Here is a 15,050-nt window from a genome sequence, read left to right as displayed (position 1 = left end):
TTTTCCTTCTTTTTTGCAGGAGCTTCCATGCCCGTACAACTCCAAGCCCCCCGTCCCGAAGATCTGCATCCGGTCGCCGGCGTGCGTCTGGGCGTGACCGAAGCCGGTGTGCGCAAGGCCAACCGCAAGGACCTGACCGTGATCCTGCTGGACGAGGGTGCCAGCGTTGGTGCCGTATTTACGCAGAACCGCTATTGCGCCGCACCGGTGCAGGTCTGCCGCGAACATCTGGCGGCCGACAACGCGGCCATTCGCGCACTGGTGGTCAACACCGGCAATGCCAACGCCGGTACCGGTGCCAGCGGCCTGCAGCATGCGCGCCAGACCTGCGATGCCATGGCGGCACAGCTTGGCGTGCAGCCGCAGCAGATCCTGCCGTTCTCGACCGGCGTGATCATGGAGCCGCTGCCGGTGGATCGCATCATCGCCAAATTGCCGGATGCGATCGCCGCAGCCGCGCCGGACCAGTGGGCCGTGGCCGCCGAAGGCATCATGACCACCGATACCCTGCCCAAGGCCTACAGTGCCACGGCAGAAATCGGCGGTGCTAGCGTCCACATCACCGGCATCAGCAAGGGTGCCGGCATGATCCGCCCGAACATGGCCACCATGCTGGGCTTTCTGGCCACCGACGCGCGTGTCAGCCAGGGCGTGATGGCACAGCTGGCGCGTGAGCTGGCTGATGGCTCGTTCAACCGCATCACCATCGATGGCGATACCTCCACCAACGATTCCTTTGTCGTGATCGCCAGCAACCAGGCCGACCATGCCGAGATCACCTCGCTCGACAGCGCTGACGGTCAGGCGCTGAAGGCGGCGATGCAGGCGGTGGCACTGAAGCTGGCACAGGCCATCGTGCGCGATGGCGAGGGTGCCACCAAGTTCATCACGGTGCAGGTCGAAGGCGGCAAGACCGCCGAGGAGTGTCGTCTGGCGGCCTATGCGATCGCGCATTCGCCGCTGGTCAAGACCGCCTTCTACGCCAGCGACCCGAATCTGGGCCGCATCCTGGCGGCGGTAGGATATGCCGGCATCACCGATCTGGACCAGGAAAAGATCGAGCTCTACCTGGATGACGTGCATGTGGTCACGCAAGGTGGCCGCAACCCGTCCTACCAGGAAGCGGATGGCCAGCGCGTGATGCAGCAGGCCGAGATCACCGTGCGCGTGCAACTGGGTCGCGGTGATGCCTCCGACACGGTCTGGACCTGCGACTTCAGCCACGATTACGTGAGCATCAATGCGGATTACCGGTCGTGATCTGATCGGCTGATCCAGACATGACAAAGGCGGCTCCATGAGCCGCCTTTTGCGTTTGCAGGGTAGGGATGAACTCAGTGCAGCGTATCGTTGCCCGGCAGCAACTGCGCCCCCGGCTCCAGCTTGAAGAAGCCGGTGCCGGCCGAACCGCGACCGATTTCGTCCACCGTGGCTTCGCGCACGCCGTGGATGCGCAGCTGCAGGTGCAGGCTGATGCCGGCCAGCGGGTGGTTGCCGTCCAGCACCACGTGATCGGGATACAGGTCAGTCACGATATAGAGCGCGTCCTGCGGGATGTCCGCGCTGCAGCCGGCGGGCAGGCCCTGGCCGTCAAACGTCATGCCTTCCTCGGTCTCGGCCGGGAACAGCGTGCGTGCTTCCAGGAAGATCAGGTTCTCGTCGTAATCGCCAAAGGCGTCCAGCGGCTCCAGATCCAGCTTGATCGTGTCGCCGACCTGGCGGCCAATCAGCGCCTGGTCGATGCTGTTCAGCAGGTCATCGCCGCCGACCAGGAATTCGACCGGGTCTTCCAGCTCGTCCAGCACATCGCCCATGGAGTCTTTCATGACCCAGGTCAGGGCCACCACCGACTGGTCAGTGACGGCAGGGGTGTCAGGGGTATCGGTATCTGTGGTGTTTTCCATTGCACAATTGTCCCATGAACACGCAAATCCCCATGGCCCTGCTGGGTCAACTTTCTCCCGCCGATTTCATGCAGCAATACTGGCAGCGCCAGCCGCTGGTGATCCGCCAGGCGATTCCCGGTTTCCAGCCCTTGCTCAGCCGCGAGGAACTGGCCGATCTGGCCAGCCAGGACGAGGTCGAATCGCGCCTGATCGGCGATTTTCCAGATGGTGGCTGGCAGATGGAGCGTGGCCCGTTCGAGGCGGAAGACCTGCCGGATTACGACGAGCCGAAATGGACGCTGCTGGTGCAGGGCGTGGACCTGCACGATGCCGCGGTGCACCAGCTGATGCAGCAGTTCCGCTTCATTCCCGATGCGCGCCTTGACGACGTGATGATCAGCTACGCTACAGAAGGCGGTGGCGTCGGTCCGCACTTTGACAGCTACGATGTGTTCCTGCTGCAGGCCATGGGCAAGCGCCGCTGGCGCATCGGCCGCCAGGAAGATCGAACGCTGGTGCCGGATCTGCCGGTGCGCATCCTGGCCGATTTCCAGCCGGAAGAGGAGTTCGTGCTGGAGCCGGGCGACATGCTTTACCTGCCGCCGGGCTGGGCGCATGACGGCATCGCCGAAGATGGCGAGTGCATGACTTATTCCATCGGCTTCCGCGTGCCGCAGCGTGGCGATCTGGCACGTGAACTGCTGGGCCGCATGGCCGATCCGGCTGCCGATGCGCTGGGCGAGGATCTGTATGAAGATGCCGACCAGCCGGCGGTACAGGCCTCGGCGGCGATTCCGGTCAGCATGCAGGATTTTGCGCGGCAGGCCATTGCAGAAGCGTTACAGGATGATGACAATCTGGCATGCGCCTTGGGCGAATACCTGACCGAACCGAAAGCCAACGTCTGGTTTGACGTGCCGGAGCAGCAGCCCGAGGTGCTACAGGCCTGCTTCTGGCTGGATCGCCGTACGCGCATGTTGTATGACGAGCGCCATGTGTTCATCAACGGTGAAAGCTACCGCGCTGCAGGGGAAGATGCGGCGCTGATGCGCCAGTTGGCCAACCAGCGCCAGCTCGATGCCGACGCGCTGGCTACGGCGAGCGAGGAGGCGCGGGCGCTGTTGCTGTCCTGGGCTGATGATGGTTGGGGCCATACAGGTGCTGCATTGCAGCAATGATGTGGCAAGCTGACAACAGATTGACAATTGCTCACAAGCAGGGTGTCAGCTTCTGTCAGCTTAGCGGGTGTTTTCCCTATAATGCGGTGCAGGGGGCAAGTAACGGGCTTCCTCCCGTCTTCTGCCGACAGGCAGAAAACACTCCCGGAAACTGTTTCGTACCCAACACATTCCTCAAGGATTGAAAAAATGAACAAGTCTTACCTGATCGCTGCTGTTATCGCTGCTGCTGCCCTGACCGCTTGCGGCAAGAAAGAAGACGCTGCTGTGCAAGCCGCTTCTGCTGCTGCTTCCGCTACTGATGCTGCTGCTTCCGCTGTTGACGCTGCTGCTTCCGCTGCTGCTACCACCGTGGACAACGCTGCTTCCGCTACGGCTGACGCCGCTGCTTCCGCTGCTGCTGTTGCTACCGACGCTGCTGCTTCCGCAGTTGACGCCGCTGCTTCCGCTGTGGACGCTGCTGCTTCTGCTGTTGACGCTGCTGCTTCCAAGTAAGCACAGGTCAGCCACATGGCAGCGCAAGCTGCCATGCAGCACCAAAAACCGCCTTGAATTCAAGGCGGTTTTTTCATGCCTGAAAGCAGGCGGATTCAGGTGGATTCAGACGGCGGCCGCTGGTGGCAGGCGCTGCCAGCCAGCATGGTCGGCTTGCCAGCGCAGCACCTCGGCGCGTTGCGGGCCGCGGCCGGGCTCCAGCTGCCAGTCGCTCAGCACGATGCGTTGCAGCGCGCAGCTGTCTTCCGGCAGATGCAGGGCGTGTTCGCCGGGGCGGTGCGTATGGCCATGGATCAGCGTGGCAGCGTCATGCGCCTGCAGCCAGGCACGCGCCAGTGCCGGATCCACATCGGCATAGCCTTCCACGCCCAGTTCGTTCTTGCGTGCATCGCTCTGGGCGCGCATCTGCTGCGTCATCGCCATGCGCACGGCCAGCGGCTGCTGCAGGAATTGCTGCTGCACCGCCGGGTTGCGCACCGTCTGGCGGAATTGCATATAGGCCACATCATCAATGCATAGCGCATCGCCGTGGCTGAGCAGCACGCGCTCGCCATCGGGCAGCTGCAGCACGCTCGGGTCCGGCAGCAGGCGCGCCTGCGCATGCTCGCAGAAGGCCTGTGCCAGCAGGAAATCGCGGTTGCCATGCATCAGGAACACCTGGCAGCCGCGTGCCGCCAATGCGGCCAGCTCGTCAGCCACCAGCTGCTCGAAAGCATGGTTGCTGTCCTGCAGCACATCGTCACCGATCCAGACTTCAAAGATGTCGCCGAGCAGGAACAGGGCCTGCGCCGGCGTCTGGCGCAGGTAGCCGAGCAGGGCCTGCCAGGTGGCGCCGTCCTGCTGCAGGTGCAGGTCGGAAATGCAGTCGATGGTGTGCCAGCCGGCATCGGCCAGCAGCAGTTCGGCGTCAGGAATCGGGTGCGTGGGGGCAGGCGTGCTCATGGGCGTGTGGCGGGAATCGGATCAAGAAAAAGGCCACGGCAGCGAGGGGCTGCGTGGCCTGTGCGATAGCGCTGTCAGATCAGAGCACGGTGGCCTTCTCGACCAGCACGTCGTCCTTCGGCACATCATCGTGGTAGCCGCGGCGGCCGGTCACGACCTTGGCGATCTGGTCGACCACTTCCGTGCCGCTCACGACCTTGCCGAATACCGCATAGCCCCAGCCCTGGGCCGTGGGGGACTTGAAGTTCAGGAAGTCGTTGTTGGCGACGTTGATGAAGAACTGGGCGCTGGCAGAGTGCGGCGCAGAAGTACGGGCCATGGAGATGGTGTACTTGTCGTTCTTCAGGCCGTTGTCGGCTTCATTCTTGATTTCGGCAGCGGTGGGCTTCTGGTCCATGCCGGGGACGAAACCGCCGCCCTGGATCATGAAGCCGGGAATCACGCGGTGGAAAATGGTGCCGTCATAGTGGCCCTTGTTCACGTACTCCAGGAAGTTGGCCACGGTCACGGGCGCCTTTTCGGCGTCCAGTTCGATGGTGATGTTGCCGAGGCCGGCGATCTGCAGTTCGACTTGGGGGTTGGACATGGGTTGCCTTTGTATCTGAAAAATGAGCTGCCAATGGCAGACGAACGCTTATTTTATCTGTGTCGCCGATTCGATCAGCATGGTGTGGCGCGGAACATCACTGGCAAAAGGGCCAAGCGGGCCGGTCGGCTGCTGGCGTATGCGCATCACGGTGTCCATGCCGCTGACGACCTTGCCGAAAACCGTGTAGCCGTAGAGCTGCGGTGCGCGCTCCAGGCTGGCACGCGACACGTTGGTGTAAGTGCGGCCCTGGTAGACAAAGCGTGGCACCGGATCGGCATCGGGAATCGGCACCGGATCAAGGAAGCCGTTGTCCTTTACGTTGATGAAGAACTGGGCGCCGGCAGAATCGGGATCATTGGTGCGCGCCATGGCGATGCTGCCCGTGACGTTGCGCAGGCCGGCCTGGTAGGCCTGGCGACCTTCGTGCACCACGCGCTGGCGCGCCGGGCGTTCGATCAGCTTGGCATCATAACCGCCGCCCTGGATCATGAAGTCCGGAATCACGCGGTGGAAGATGGTGCCATCGTAGTGCTTCGCCTTCACGTAGTGCAGGAAGTTGGCCACGGTTTTGGGCGCCTTGTCCGGATATAGCTCGACCACGAAGTTGCCCTCGCTGGTAGTGAACTGGACTTGCGGTGCCGGCTTGGCTGCCAGCGCCGGCGTACCCAGCGTCAGCATCAGGGCGCTGGCCAGCAGGGTACGGCGACTGGAAAAAAAGAAGGTGCGTGGTGTCATGGAAAGAGCTTTGCAAAGGGATTCGAGGCATCAGGCAGGCGCATTATGGCAGCATACGGCAAGAGGCCTGCCACACGCTGTGTCCGGCTGTTGCCGAATGCAATCATCGGTTTGGGGTACCATTGGAAGTCCTGACGTACTTTTTGACAGTGCGTCCAGACCGCTTCAGCCCGACAGCAGCCTGTCGGGCTTTTTCAGCCGTGGCGTCTGCTGCGGCCAGTCTCCGGATTTCTCCACACGACGATGACGCTCCGTATCTACAACACGCTGGCGCGTGACCTGCAAGATTTTGTCCCGCTCGAACCTGGCCATGTGCGCATGTATGTGTGCGGCATGACGGTGTACGACCTGTGCCATCTCGGCCATGCGCGCGTGATGGTGGCATTTGACGTGGTGCAGCGCTGGCTGCGAGCCAGCGGCTACCGCGTCACCTATGTGCGCAACATCACCGATATCGACGACAAGATCATCAAGCGTGCGCTGGAGAATGGCGAAACCATGCGCGGCCTGACCGATCGCATGATTGCTGCCATGCATGAAGATGCCGATGCGCTCGGCATCGAGCGCCCGACGCACGAGCCGCGCGCCACCGATTTCGTGCCGCAGATGCTGTCCATCATCGGCACGCTGCAGGACAAGGGCCTGGCCTACCAGGCCGGCAATGGCGACATGCTGTATGCGGTGCGCAAGTTTCCCGGTTACGGCAAGCTGTCCGGCAAGTCGCCTGACGAGCTGCGCGCCGGCGAGCGCGTGGCGGTGCAGGACGGCAAGCAGGATCCGCTCGATTTCGTGTTGTGGAAATCGGCCAAGGAAGGCGAGCCGGAAGAGGCCAAGTGGAGCAGCCCCTACGGCAGCGGCCGTCCGGGCTGGCATATCGAGTGCTCGGCGATGAGCTGCGCGCTGCTGGGCGAAACTTTTGACATCCACGGTGGCGGTGCCGACCTGCAGTTTCCGCACCACGAGAACGAGATCGCCCAGAGTGAAGGCGCCCATGGCGACGGCTTTGCGCGCCTGTGGATGCACAACGGCTTTGTGCGCGTGGACAACGAGAAAATGTCCAAGAGCCTGGGCAACTTCTTCACCATCCGCGAGGTGCTGCAGGACTACGACGCCGAAACCGTGCGATTCTTTATTTTGCGCGCGCACTACCGTAGCCCGCTCAACTACAGCGATGCCCATCTGGACGATGCGCGCGCCGCGCTCAAGCGCCTGTACACGGCGTTGAGCCTGGTGCCGGCCGAGGTGCCCGCCAGCATGGACTGGACCAATCCGTATGCGGCGCGCTTCCAGGCCGCCATGGATGAGGATTTCGGTACGCCCGAGGCGGTGGCCGTGCTGTTCGAACTGGCGTCCGAAGTCAACCGCAGCCAGTCGCCGGAACTGGCCGGCCTGCTGAAGGCGTTGGGTGGCGTGATCGGCCTGCTGCAGGCGGATCCGCAGCAGTTCCTGCAGGCGGGTGCCAGCCTCGACGCTGCCGCCATCGAGCAGCAGATTGCCGCGCGCGCTGCCGCCAAGGTGGCCAAGGACTGGGCTGAGGCCGACCGCATCCGCAAGGACCTGCTGGAGCAGGGCGTGGTGCTGAAGGACAGTGCCAGCGGCACGACCTGGGAAATGGCACAGTAATGGGCAGTAGCAGTAACCAGGCACTGGTCGTGAGCAGCACCCGCGCATCTACCGTCGCCGTTCCGGTACAGGAGCTGACCGTGCCATTTCCGGATTATTGGGCCGAGGCCTGCAAGCAGCTGGCGCGGCGCGATCGCGTCATGAAACGGCTGATTCCGCTGTATGCGCATACCAGCCTGCAGTCGCGTGGCGATGCCTTCAGCACGCTGGCGCGCAGCATCATCGGCCAGCAGATATCCGTCAAGGCAGCGCAGTCGGTGTGGAACCGTTTTGAAGCGGCCTGTGGCCAGATGCTGCCGCAGCAGGTGCTGGCGCTACCGACCGAGCAGATGCGTGCGGCCGGCCTGAGCGCACGCAAGGCGGATTATCTGCATGACTTGGCGCTGCACTTTGCCGAAGACCGGCTGCACCCGCAGGCCTGGCAGGGCATGGACGACGAGGCCATCATCAGCGAACTGGTGCAGATCCGCGGCATCGGCCGCTGGACTGCCGAGATGTTCCTGATGTTCCACCTGTTGCGCCCGAACGTGCTGCCGCTGGACGATGCCGGCCTGGTGAAAGGTATCAGCCAGAACTATTTTTCCGGCGAACCGGTCAGCCGCAGCGACATGCGCGAGGTGGCCGAAGCCTGGAAACCCTGGTGCACTGTCGCCACCTGGTTCATCTGGCGCTCGCTGGAACCGGTGCCGGTGGCTTACTGAAGTCCAGTTACCCTCCCAACCATCGCGTTCTGACCGTGGGTCAGGGCAATGCAACTTACAATACGCGGCATGTTCCCCCAAAGGAGTTCAAGTGGCCAAACGGACCTTCCTCGATTTCGAGCAACCCATTGCCGAACTTGAAAACAAGATCGAAGAACTGCGCCAGGTGCAGAGCGAATCGGCGGTTGACATCTCTTCCGAGATCGACCAGCTGAGCAAGAAGAGCCAGCAGCTCACCAAGGATATCTACAGTGACCTGACCGCCTGGCAGATCACGCGGATCGCGCGTCACCCCGACCGGCCCTATACGCTGGACTATGTGCGCGAGATCTTTACCGATTTCGTCGAGATGCATGGCGACCGCCATTTTGCCGATGACCGTTCCATCGTCGGCGGCCTGGCGCGCTTCAACGGCAGGCCCTGCATGGTGCTGGGCCAGCAGAAGGGCCGCGACACCAAGGAGCGCGGCCTGCGCAACTTCGGCATGAGTAAGCCCGAAGGCTATCGCAAGGCGCTGCGCCTGATGAAGACGGCCGAGAAGTTCGGCCTGCCGGTGTTCACCTTTGTCGATACTCCGGGCGCCTATCCCGGCATCGACGCCGAGGAACGCGGCCAGAGCGAGGCGATTGGTCGCAACATCTTCGAGATGGCGCAGCTGGAAGTGCCGATCATCACCACCATCATCGGTGAGGGTGGTTCCGGTGGCGCGCTGGCAATCAGCGTGGCCGACCAGGTGCTGATGCTGCAGTATTCCGTTTATTCCGTGATCAGTCCCGAAGGCTGTGCCTCCATCCTGTGGAAGACCGCCGACCGCGCCGAGGAAGCCGCCGAGGCGCTGGGCGTGACGGCACCACGCCTGAAATCGCTGGGCCTGGTCGACAAGATCGTGAACGAGCCGGTGGGCGGCGCCCATACCAACCACCAGCAGATGGCCAGCAAGCTGAAGACGGCGCTGGTCGATGCGCTGAACCAGGTGGTGGAGCTGCCGGTGAACGAGCTGCTGGACCGGCGCTACGATCGCCTGCAGAGCTACGGCCGTTTCAAGGATACCGGCCCGGCTGCCGCCTGAGTGACAACGCCCTTGGCTGATGCCAGCCAGGCCGGCCTGCCGGCCCTGATGGACTGGCCCGACTCCGATACCGACCGCGCGCTGCAACAGTGGTGGCAGGCCTGGCCGCAGCCCGGCCCGACCGTGCTTGGTATCGCCTACAGCGGTGGTGCCGATTCCACCGCCTTGCTGCTGGCAGCAGTGCGCCTGCTGCTGCGCCAGCGCGATGAGCTTCCGGCGCTGCGCTGGCCGACGCGGTTGGTGGTGCTGCATGTGCACCATGGCCTGCAACAGGCCGCGGATGGCTTTGAACACCACGGGCAGGTTTTTTGCGCCGCACTGCAGGCAGCGCACCCGATATTGCAGCAGGATCTGCACTGGTGCAGCCGCCATATCCAGGTCGATCACCAGCCCGGCGCCAGCCTGGAAGCCAGTGCGCGCCAGGCGCGTTATGGCACGCTGGCCGAGATGGCACGCGAGCAGGGCGCCAGCCTGGTGTTGCTGGGCCAGCATGCCGATGACCAGGCCGAAAGCCTGCTGCTGGCGCTGAGCCGTGGCGCCGGTGTCGCCGGTCTGGCGGCAATGGCGGCACGCTTTAAGCGCCATGGCATGCTGTTTGCCAGGCCGCTGCTGGATGTACCTGCGGCTGAATTGCGCCGCTGGCTGCAAGCATGGCAGGTGCCCTGGATCGATGACCCCACCAACGTGGACCAGCGCTTTACGCGCAACCGCTTCCGCCATACGCTGCTGCCGGTGCTGGAGCAGGCCATGCCGGCGTTCCGCAGCAGCTTCGCCCGCAGCGCCCGCTTGGCGGCCGAAGCCGACCAGCTGTTGCAGGAACTGGCTGCGATCGACCTGCAGCAGGCCGGCCAGCCGCCGCGCATCCGGACCTTGCAGGCACTGTCACTTGCACGCCAGGCCAATGCCTTGCGCCATTGGCTCAAGCAGGCACATGGCGTGATCGGCAGTGAGGCGCAGCTGCATGCCTTGCTGGAGGTGCTGGCGGCCTGCACCACGCGTGGCCACCAGATCCGGATCCGGGTCGGGCCGGGCTATGTGGTGCGGCAGGGTGAGTTGCTGGGGTGGGTGGAACAGGCCTGAGCCTTGTTTCGCAAAAGTTGGGTTGGCGTGCTGACAAACGATAAAAAACTGCGCTACAATAGCGCTTTGCTGGAGACGTGACCGAGAGGCCGAAGGTGCTCCCCTGCTAAGGGAGTATGGGGTGTAGAGCCCCATCGAGGGTTCGAATCCCTCCGTCTCCGCCAGAATCAGCCCGCCCTGACGCAAGTCAGGGCGGGCTTTTTTGTGTACCCATACTTCCATGTCCACTGCACCCAAGCTTGAAGATTTGCGCCGTTATGCAATAGCGCGCAGCCTGTTCCCTGCGACAACGCTGCTGGCCGCCATCCGTCGTCTGGGCTTTGTACAGGCAGACCCGATACGTGCGCCAGCCCGAGCGCAGGATCTGACTTTGCGGCATCGTGTGCAGGGTTATCGTGCAGGCGATCTGGAGCGGCGTTATGAACGGCTACCAGTCGATGAAGACTATTTGGTCAACTATGGTTTTCTGCCAAGCGAAGCCGTGTCCCTGTTGCAGCCACGCCAGCCAAAACGCGTCTGGGATGCAGATATCCTGCGCAAGGCTGCCGATGTACTGGCGTTTGTGCGTGAGCGGGGAGAAGTGCATCCGCGAGAGCTGGAGAAGCATATTGCCCAAGGACGGGTGCAGAACTACTGGGGCGGTTCGAGCCGAGCCGGTACGCAGCTGCTGAACGATATGCATTACCGCGGTTTGCTCCGGGTCAAGCGGCGTGACAGTGGCACGCGTATCTATGCCTTGGCCAGCCATCCCGCGCTGGACGACAGTCCGCAGGATCAGGCTCGACGTGCTACCGCATTGATCGACCTGGTGGTGAACAAGTACGCACCCTTGCCAGCCAGTAGCCTGACATATCTGGTACGACTGCTGGATTACGGAGCACCGCATCTGTCGCAACAGACGCGTACTGCGCTAAATCTGACGCGCCAGACCTTGAGCAGTTGCCAGATAGCAGGGACTACTTGGTACTGGCCTTCCGATGAGTGTCCAGCTTCCCATCGGGACCTGGTGGATGAGGGCGTGCGCTTGCTGGCACCGTTTGATCCCATCGTTTGGGATCGGGCGCGGTTTTCTCGATTCTGGAACTGGGATTACAAGCTAGAAGCCTATACCCCGGCAGCGCAGCGACGGTTTGGCTATTATGCTTTGCCCATGCTCTGGCATGATCAGGTGGTTGGTTGGGCCAATGTGACCATCAAGGCCGGACGACTGGATGCCAGCTTCGGCTATGTCACAGGCACGCGTCCTGGAGCGCTCGGCTTCAAAAAGGGACTGGATCAGGAGCTGCAGCGCATGGAGCAATTTCTTGCCTCGCGTGCGGATACGTCTCTGGCCGGGAACGGCCAGAGCCCGGCAGCCTGATAAAAACTGGCCAAGTCGTGTGCTTGCTGCCTTAGGCTTTCGATGTGTTATGTCTGCAAGCGCATAACGATCCTCCATTGGTTAAAGTATTAACTGAGTAAGACGGCAGGTTGAGGTTGCGGCCAGACAAGGTACACGGTGAATGGCCGATAATGTTGCTGCTGGCAACCAGTCCAACATGGCAGAATTACGCTCCTGTACCGGGTTAAGCCGGTCTCACGGTGATAACTGTCAGGCTACGATGGACTGGCAGTCACAATTTTCATAAATGCTCTTGGAGGACACGGCCATGATGGATATGGACCGGAGACAATTCTTCCGGGTCAGTGGGGCAGGGCTGGCAGGTTCCAGCATGGTGGTCCTGGGCTTCTCGCCCACCGCCGCACTTGCCGAAACGCGCCAGTTCAAGCTGGCACGTACCACGGAAACCCGTAACACCTGCACCTACTGTTCGGTAGGTTGCGGCCTGATCATGTACACCCTGGGTGATGGCGCCAAGAACGTGCGCGGCAGCATCATCCACATCGAAGGCGACCCGGATCACCCGGTCAGCCGTGGTTCCCTGTGCCCGAAGGGCGCCGGCATCCTGGACTACGTCAAGAGTCCGAACCGCCTGCGTTACCCCGAGGTGCGCGAGCCCGGTACCAACGAGTGGAAGCGCCTGAGCTGGGATGAGGCCCTGGGCCGCATCACCAAGCTGATGAAGGAAGACCGCGACGCCAACTTTATCGCCACCAACGAAGCTGGCCAGACGGTGAACCGCTGGACCACGACAGGTTTCCTGGCTGCGTCTGCCTCCTCCAACGAGGCGGGCTATATCACCCACAAGGTGATGCGCAGTACGGGTGCCATCGTCTTCGACAACCAGGCACGTGTCTGACACGCCCCGACGGTAGCCAGTCTGGCTCCGACGTTTGGGCGCGGCGCGATGACCAACCATTGGGAGGACATCAAGAACGCCGATCTCGTGCTGATCATGGGCGGTAACGCCGCCGAAGCACACCCCGTGGGTTTCAAGTGGGTGATCGAGGCCAAGCAACGCAACAAGGCGAAGCTGGTCGTGGTCGATCCGCGCTTTACCCGTTCCGCAGCCGTTGCCGACTACTACGCACCGCTGCGTGCCGGTTCTGACATCGCCTTCCTGGGCGGCGTCATCAACTACCTGTTGAGCAATGACAAGATCCAGACCGAATACGTCCGGAACTACACCAACGCCGCGTTCATCGTGAACGAGGGCTATAGCTTCACTGACGGCCTGTTCTCGGGCTACGACGAAGCGAAGCGTGGCTACGACAACAGCAGCTGGGCCTACGAGAAGGAAGGCGATCACGCCAAGATTGATCCGACCATGCAGCACCCGCGCTGCGTGTTGCAGATCATGAAGAGCCACTACAGCCGCTATACGCCGGAAGTGGTGGAGCAGATCACCGGTACGCCCAAGGAGAAATTCCTGAAGGTTGCCGAGATGATCGGCAGCACGGCCACGACCGACCGCGTGATGACGATTCTGTACGCGCTGGGCTGGACCCAGCACAGCATGGGCTCGGAAATCATCCGTACCGCGGCCATGGTGCAGCTGCTGCTGGGCAACATCGGCCAGCTGGGTGGTGGCATCAATGCGCTGCGTGGCCACAGCAACATCCAGGGTCTGACCGACCTGGGCCTGCTGTCCACCAGCCTGCCGGGCTACCTGAGCCTGCCGCGCGACAGCGAGCAGGAGCTGCAGGGCTATCTGGACGCGCGCTCGACCAAGCCGCTGCGCCCGAATCAGATGAGCTACTGGCAGAACTATCCCAAGTTCTTCGTGAGCTACCAGAAGGCGACCTGGGGCGCGGCTGCGACCAAGGAAAACAACTGGGCCTACGATTACCTGCCCAAGTACGACCGTCTGTATGACATCCTGACTGCGTTCGAGCTGATGAACCAGGGCAAGCTCAATGGCTACTTCTGCCAGGGCTTCAACCCGGTCGGTTCCTTCCCGAACAAGAAGAAGATCATCAGCGGCCTGAGCAAGCTCAAGTACCTGGTGGTGATGGATCCGCTGAACACCGAGACCGCCGAGTTCTGGAAGAACCACGGCGAGTACAACGATGTGAAGCCGGAAGAAATCCAGACCGCCGTGTTCCGCATTCCGACCTGCTGCTTTGCCGAGGAGGATGGCTCCATCACCAACTCCAGCCGCTGGCTGCAGTGGCACTGGAAGGGCGCCAACCCGCCGGGCGAAGCCAAGCCGGACATGGAAATCATGGCCCAGATCTTCATCCGCCTGCGCGATGCCTATCGCAAGGACGGTGGTGCCTTCCCGGATCCGATCGTGAATCTGGACTGGAAGTACAAGGTGCCGCATGCGCCCACCGCCACCGAGCTGGCGATGGAGTCCAACGGCTATGCCGTGACCGATGTGGTTGCGCCGGCAGACCCGAACAATCCGGGCGCGGCAGCACAGGTGCTGGCCAAGGCCGGTGAGCAGCTGTCCGGTTTCGGCCTGCTGCGTGATGACGGTTCTACCGCTTCCGGTTGCTGGATCTACGCCGGCTCCTGGACGCCGGCCGGCAACCAGATGGCGCGCCGCGACAACACCGACGTCTACGACAATGGCCAGACCCCGAACTGGGCCTGGTCGTGGCCGGCCAACCGCCGTATCCTGTACAACGCTGCGTCTGCGCGTCCCGATGGTTCGCCCTGGGATCCGAAGCGCCGCCTGGTGTGGTGGAACGGCAGCAAGTGGGTCGGTGCCGACGTGCCTGACTACAAGGCGGATGCGAACCCGGCTGATCCGGACCGCATGATGCCCTTCATCATGACTGGTGAAGGCACGGGTCGCCTGTTTGCCCCGACTGGCCTGGCCGATGGCCCGCTGCCGGAGCATTACGAGCCCTTCGAATCGCCGCTGGAAAACAACCCGATGCACCCGAACAACCCAAAGGCGCGCGCCAACCCGGCCGCCCGCGTGTTCAAGGGGGACATGGAAGCCTTTGGCAAGCCGGCGGACTTCCCGTACGTGGCAACCAGCTATCGTCTGGTCGAGCACTTCCACTACTGGACCAAGAACGCGCTGAGCAATGCCATCCTGCAGCCGCAGCAATTCGTCGAGATCGGCGTTGAGCTGGCCAAGGACAAGGGCATCAACAACGGCGACATGGTGAAGGTCTCGAGCAACCGTGGCTACATCAAGGCCGTGGCGGTGGTGACCAAGCGCATTCCGCGCCTGACGGTCGATGGCAAGCCGGTGGATACCGTTGGCCTGCCGAACCACTGGGGCTTTGTGGGGCTGACCAAGCCCGGCTATCTGGTGAACACGCTGACCCCGTTCGTGGGCGACGCCAACACCCAGACGCCCGAGTACAAGAGCTTTACCGTGAACATCGAGAAGGCCTGAGCAGGAGCACGAC

Annotated in this window: 13 protein-coding genes and 1 tRNA gene; 10 read left to right on the top strand and 4 right to left on the bottom strand. The window is 62.6% G+C overall.

Annotated elements, in window-relative coordinates; genetic code table 11:
* The first annotated feature begins 27 nt into the window (after positions 1-27).
* The gene (argJ, locus tag V1261_RS07130; RefSeq protein WP_329770953.1) at positions 28-1,260 is read left to right on the top strand and encodes a bifunctional glutamate N-acetyltransferase/amino-acid acetyltransferase ArgJ; all 1,233 of its coding nucleotides are present in this window, start codon (positions 28-30) and stop codon (positions 1,258-1,260) included.
* Between the two features lie 74 nt (positions 1,261-1,334).
* Here argJ and V1261_RS07125 read toward each other — a convergent pair whose 3' ends face one another.
* Positions 1,335-1,904, bottom strand: a complete 570-nt coding sequence (locus V1261_RS07125; RefSeq protein WP_329770951.1) for an FKBP-type peptidyl-prolyl cis-trans isomerase — start codon at positions 1,902-1,904, stop codon at positions 1,335-1,337.
* Between the two features lie 14 nt (positions 1,905-1,918).
* On the opposite strand from V1261_RS07125, the gene V1261_RS07120 reads away from it, so the two are divergent.
* Positions 1,919-3,064, top strand: coding sequence for a ribosomal protein uL16 3-hydroxylase (locus V1261_RS07120; RefSeq protein WP_329770950.1), 1,146 nt, complete (start codon positions 1,919-1,921; stop codon positions 3,062-3,064).
* 189 nt (positions 3,065-3,253) lie between these two features.
* Entirely contained in the window at positions 3,254-3,559 is a 306-nt protein-coding gene (locus V1261_RS07115; RefSeq protein ID WP_329770948.1) for a hypothetical protein, read from the top strand.
* Between the two features lie 105 nt (positions 3,560-3,664).
* Here V1261_RS07115 and V1261_RS07110 read toward each other — a convergent pair whose 3' ends face one another.
* From V1261_RS07110 to V1261_RS07100, 3 genes are all read right to left on the bottom strand, one after another.
* Complete coding sequence (locus V1261_RS07110) at positions 3,665-4,501, bottom strand: UDP-2,3-diacylglucosamine diphosphatase (RefSeq protein WP_329770946.1); 837 nt, start codon at positions 4,499-4,501, stop codon at positions 3,665-3,667.
* A 79-nt stretch (positions 4,502-4,580) separates the two neighbouring features.
* A complete protein-coding gene (locus tag V1261_RS07105) occupies positions 4,581-5,087 on the bottom strand; it encodes a peptidylprolyl isomerase (RefSeq protein WP_329770944.1) in 507 nt (168 codons plus the stop codon).
* Between the two features lie 48 nt (positions 5,088-5,135).
* Positions 5,136-5,825 (bottom strand): peptidylprolyl isomerase, encoded by a 690-nt coding sequence (locus V1261_RS07100; RefSeq protein WP_329770943.1) that lies wholly within the window; start codon positions 5,823-5,825, stop codon positions 5,136-5,138.
* 243 nt (positions 5,826-6,068) lie between these two features.
* Here V1261_RS07100 and cysS point away from each other — a divergent pair, with 243 nt between their 5' ends.
* From cysS to fdnG, 7 genes are all read left to right on the top strand, one after another.
* Entirely contained in the window at positions 6,069-7,448 is a 1,380-nt protein-coding gene (gene cysS, locus V1261_RS07095; protein ID WP_329770941.1) for a cysteine--tRNA ligase, read from the top strand.
* Positions 7,448-8,149, top strand: coding sequence for a DNA-3-methyladenine glycosylase family protein (locus V1261_RS07090; protein ID WP_329770940.1), 702 nt, complete (start codon positions 7,448-7,450; stop codon positions 8,147-8,149). The genes cysS and V1261_RS07090 overlap by 1 nt, the downstream gene beginning before the upstream one ends.
* Before the next feature lie 91 nt (positions 8,150-8,240).
* Positions 8,241-9,218, top strand: a complete 978-nt coding sequence (locus V1261_RS07085; protein ID WP_329770938.1) for an acetyl-CoA carboxylase carboxyltransferase subunit alpha — start codon at positions 8,241-8,243, stop codon at positions 9,216-9,218.
* Complete coding sequence (tilS, locus tag V1261_RS07080; protein WP_329770937.1) at positions 9,219-10,298, top strand: tRNA lysidine(34) synthetase TilS; 1,080 nt, start codon at positions 9,219-9,221, stop codon at positions 10,296-10,298.
* Between the two features lie 71 nt (positions 10,299-10,369).
* Positions 10,370-10,462: transfer RNA gene (locus tag V1261_RS07075), tRNA-Ser, on the top strand.
* A 56-nt stretch (positions 10,463-10,518) separates the two neighbouring features.
* Positions 10,519-11,658, top strand: coding sequence for a DNA glycosylase AlkZ-like family protein (locus V1261_RS07070; protein ID WP_329770935.1), 1,140 nt, complete (start codon positions 10,519-10,521; stop codon positions 11,656-11,658).
* A 289-nt stretch (positions 11,659-11,947) separates the two neighbouring features.
* Positions 11,948-15,037, top strand: coding sequence for a formate dehydrogenase-N subunit alpha (gene fdnG, locus V1261_RS07065; protein WP_465247264.1), 3,090 nt, complete (start codon positions 11,948-11,950; stop codon positions 15,035-15,037).
* Positions 15,038-15,050: the final 13 nt, after the last annotated feature.

Source organism: Brachymonas sp. J145 (genome assembly GCF_036312245.1).
Taxonomy (GTDB): domain Bacteria; phylum Pseudomonadota; class Gammaproteobacteria; order Burkholderiales; family Burkholderiaceae_C; genus Brachymonas; species Brachymonas wangyanguii.
This window is presented reverse-complemented; position numbering and strand designations above follow the sequence as displayed.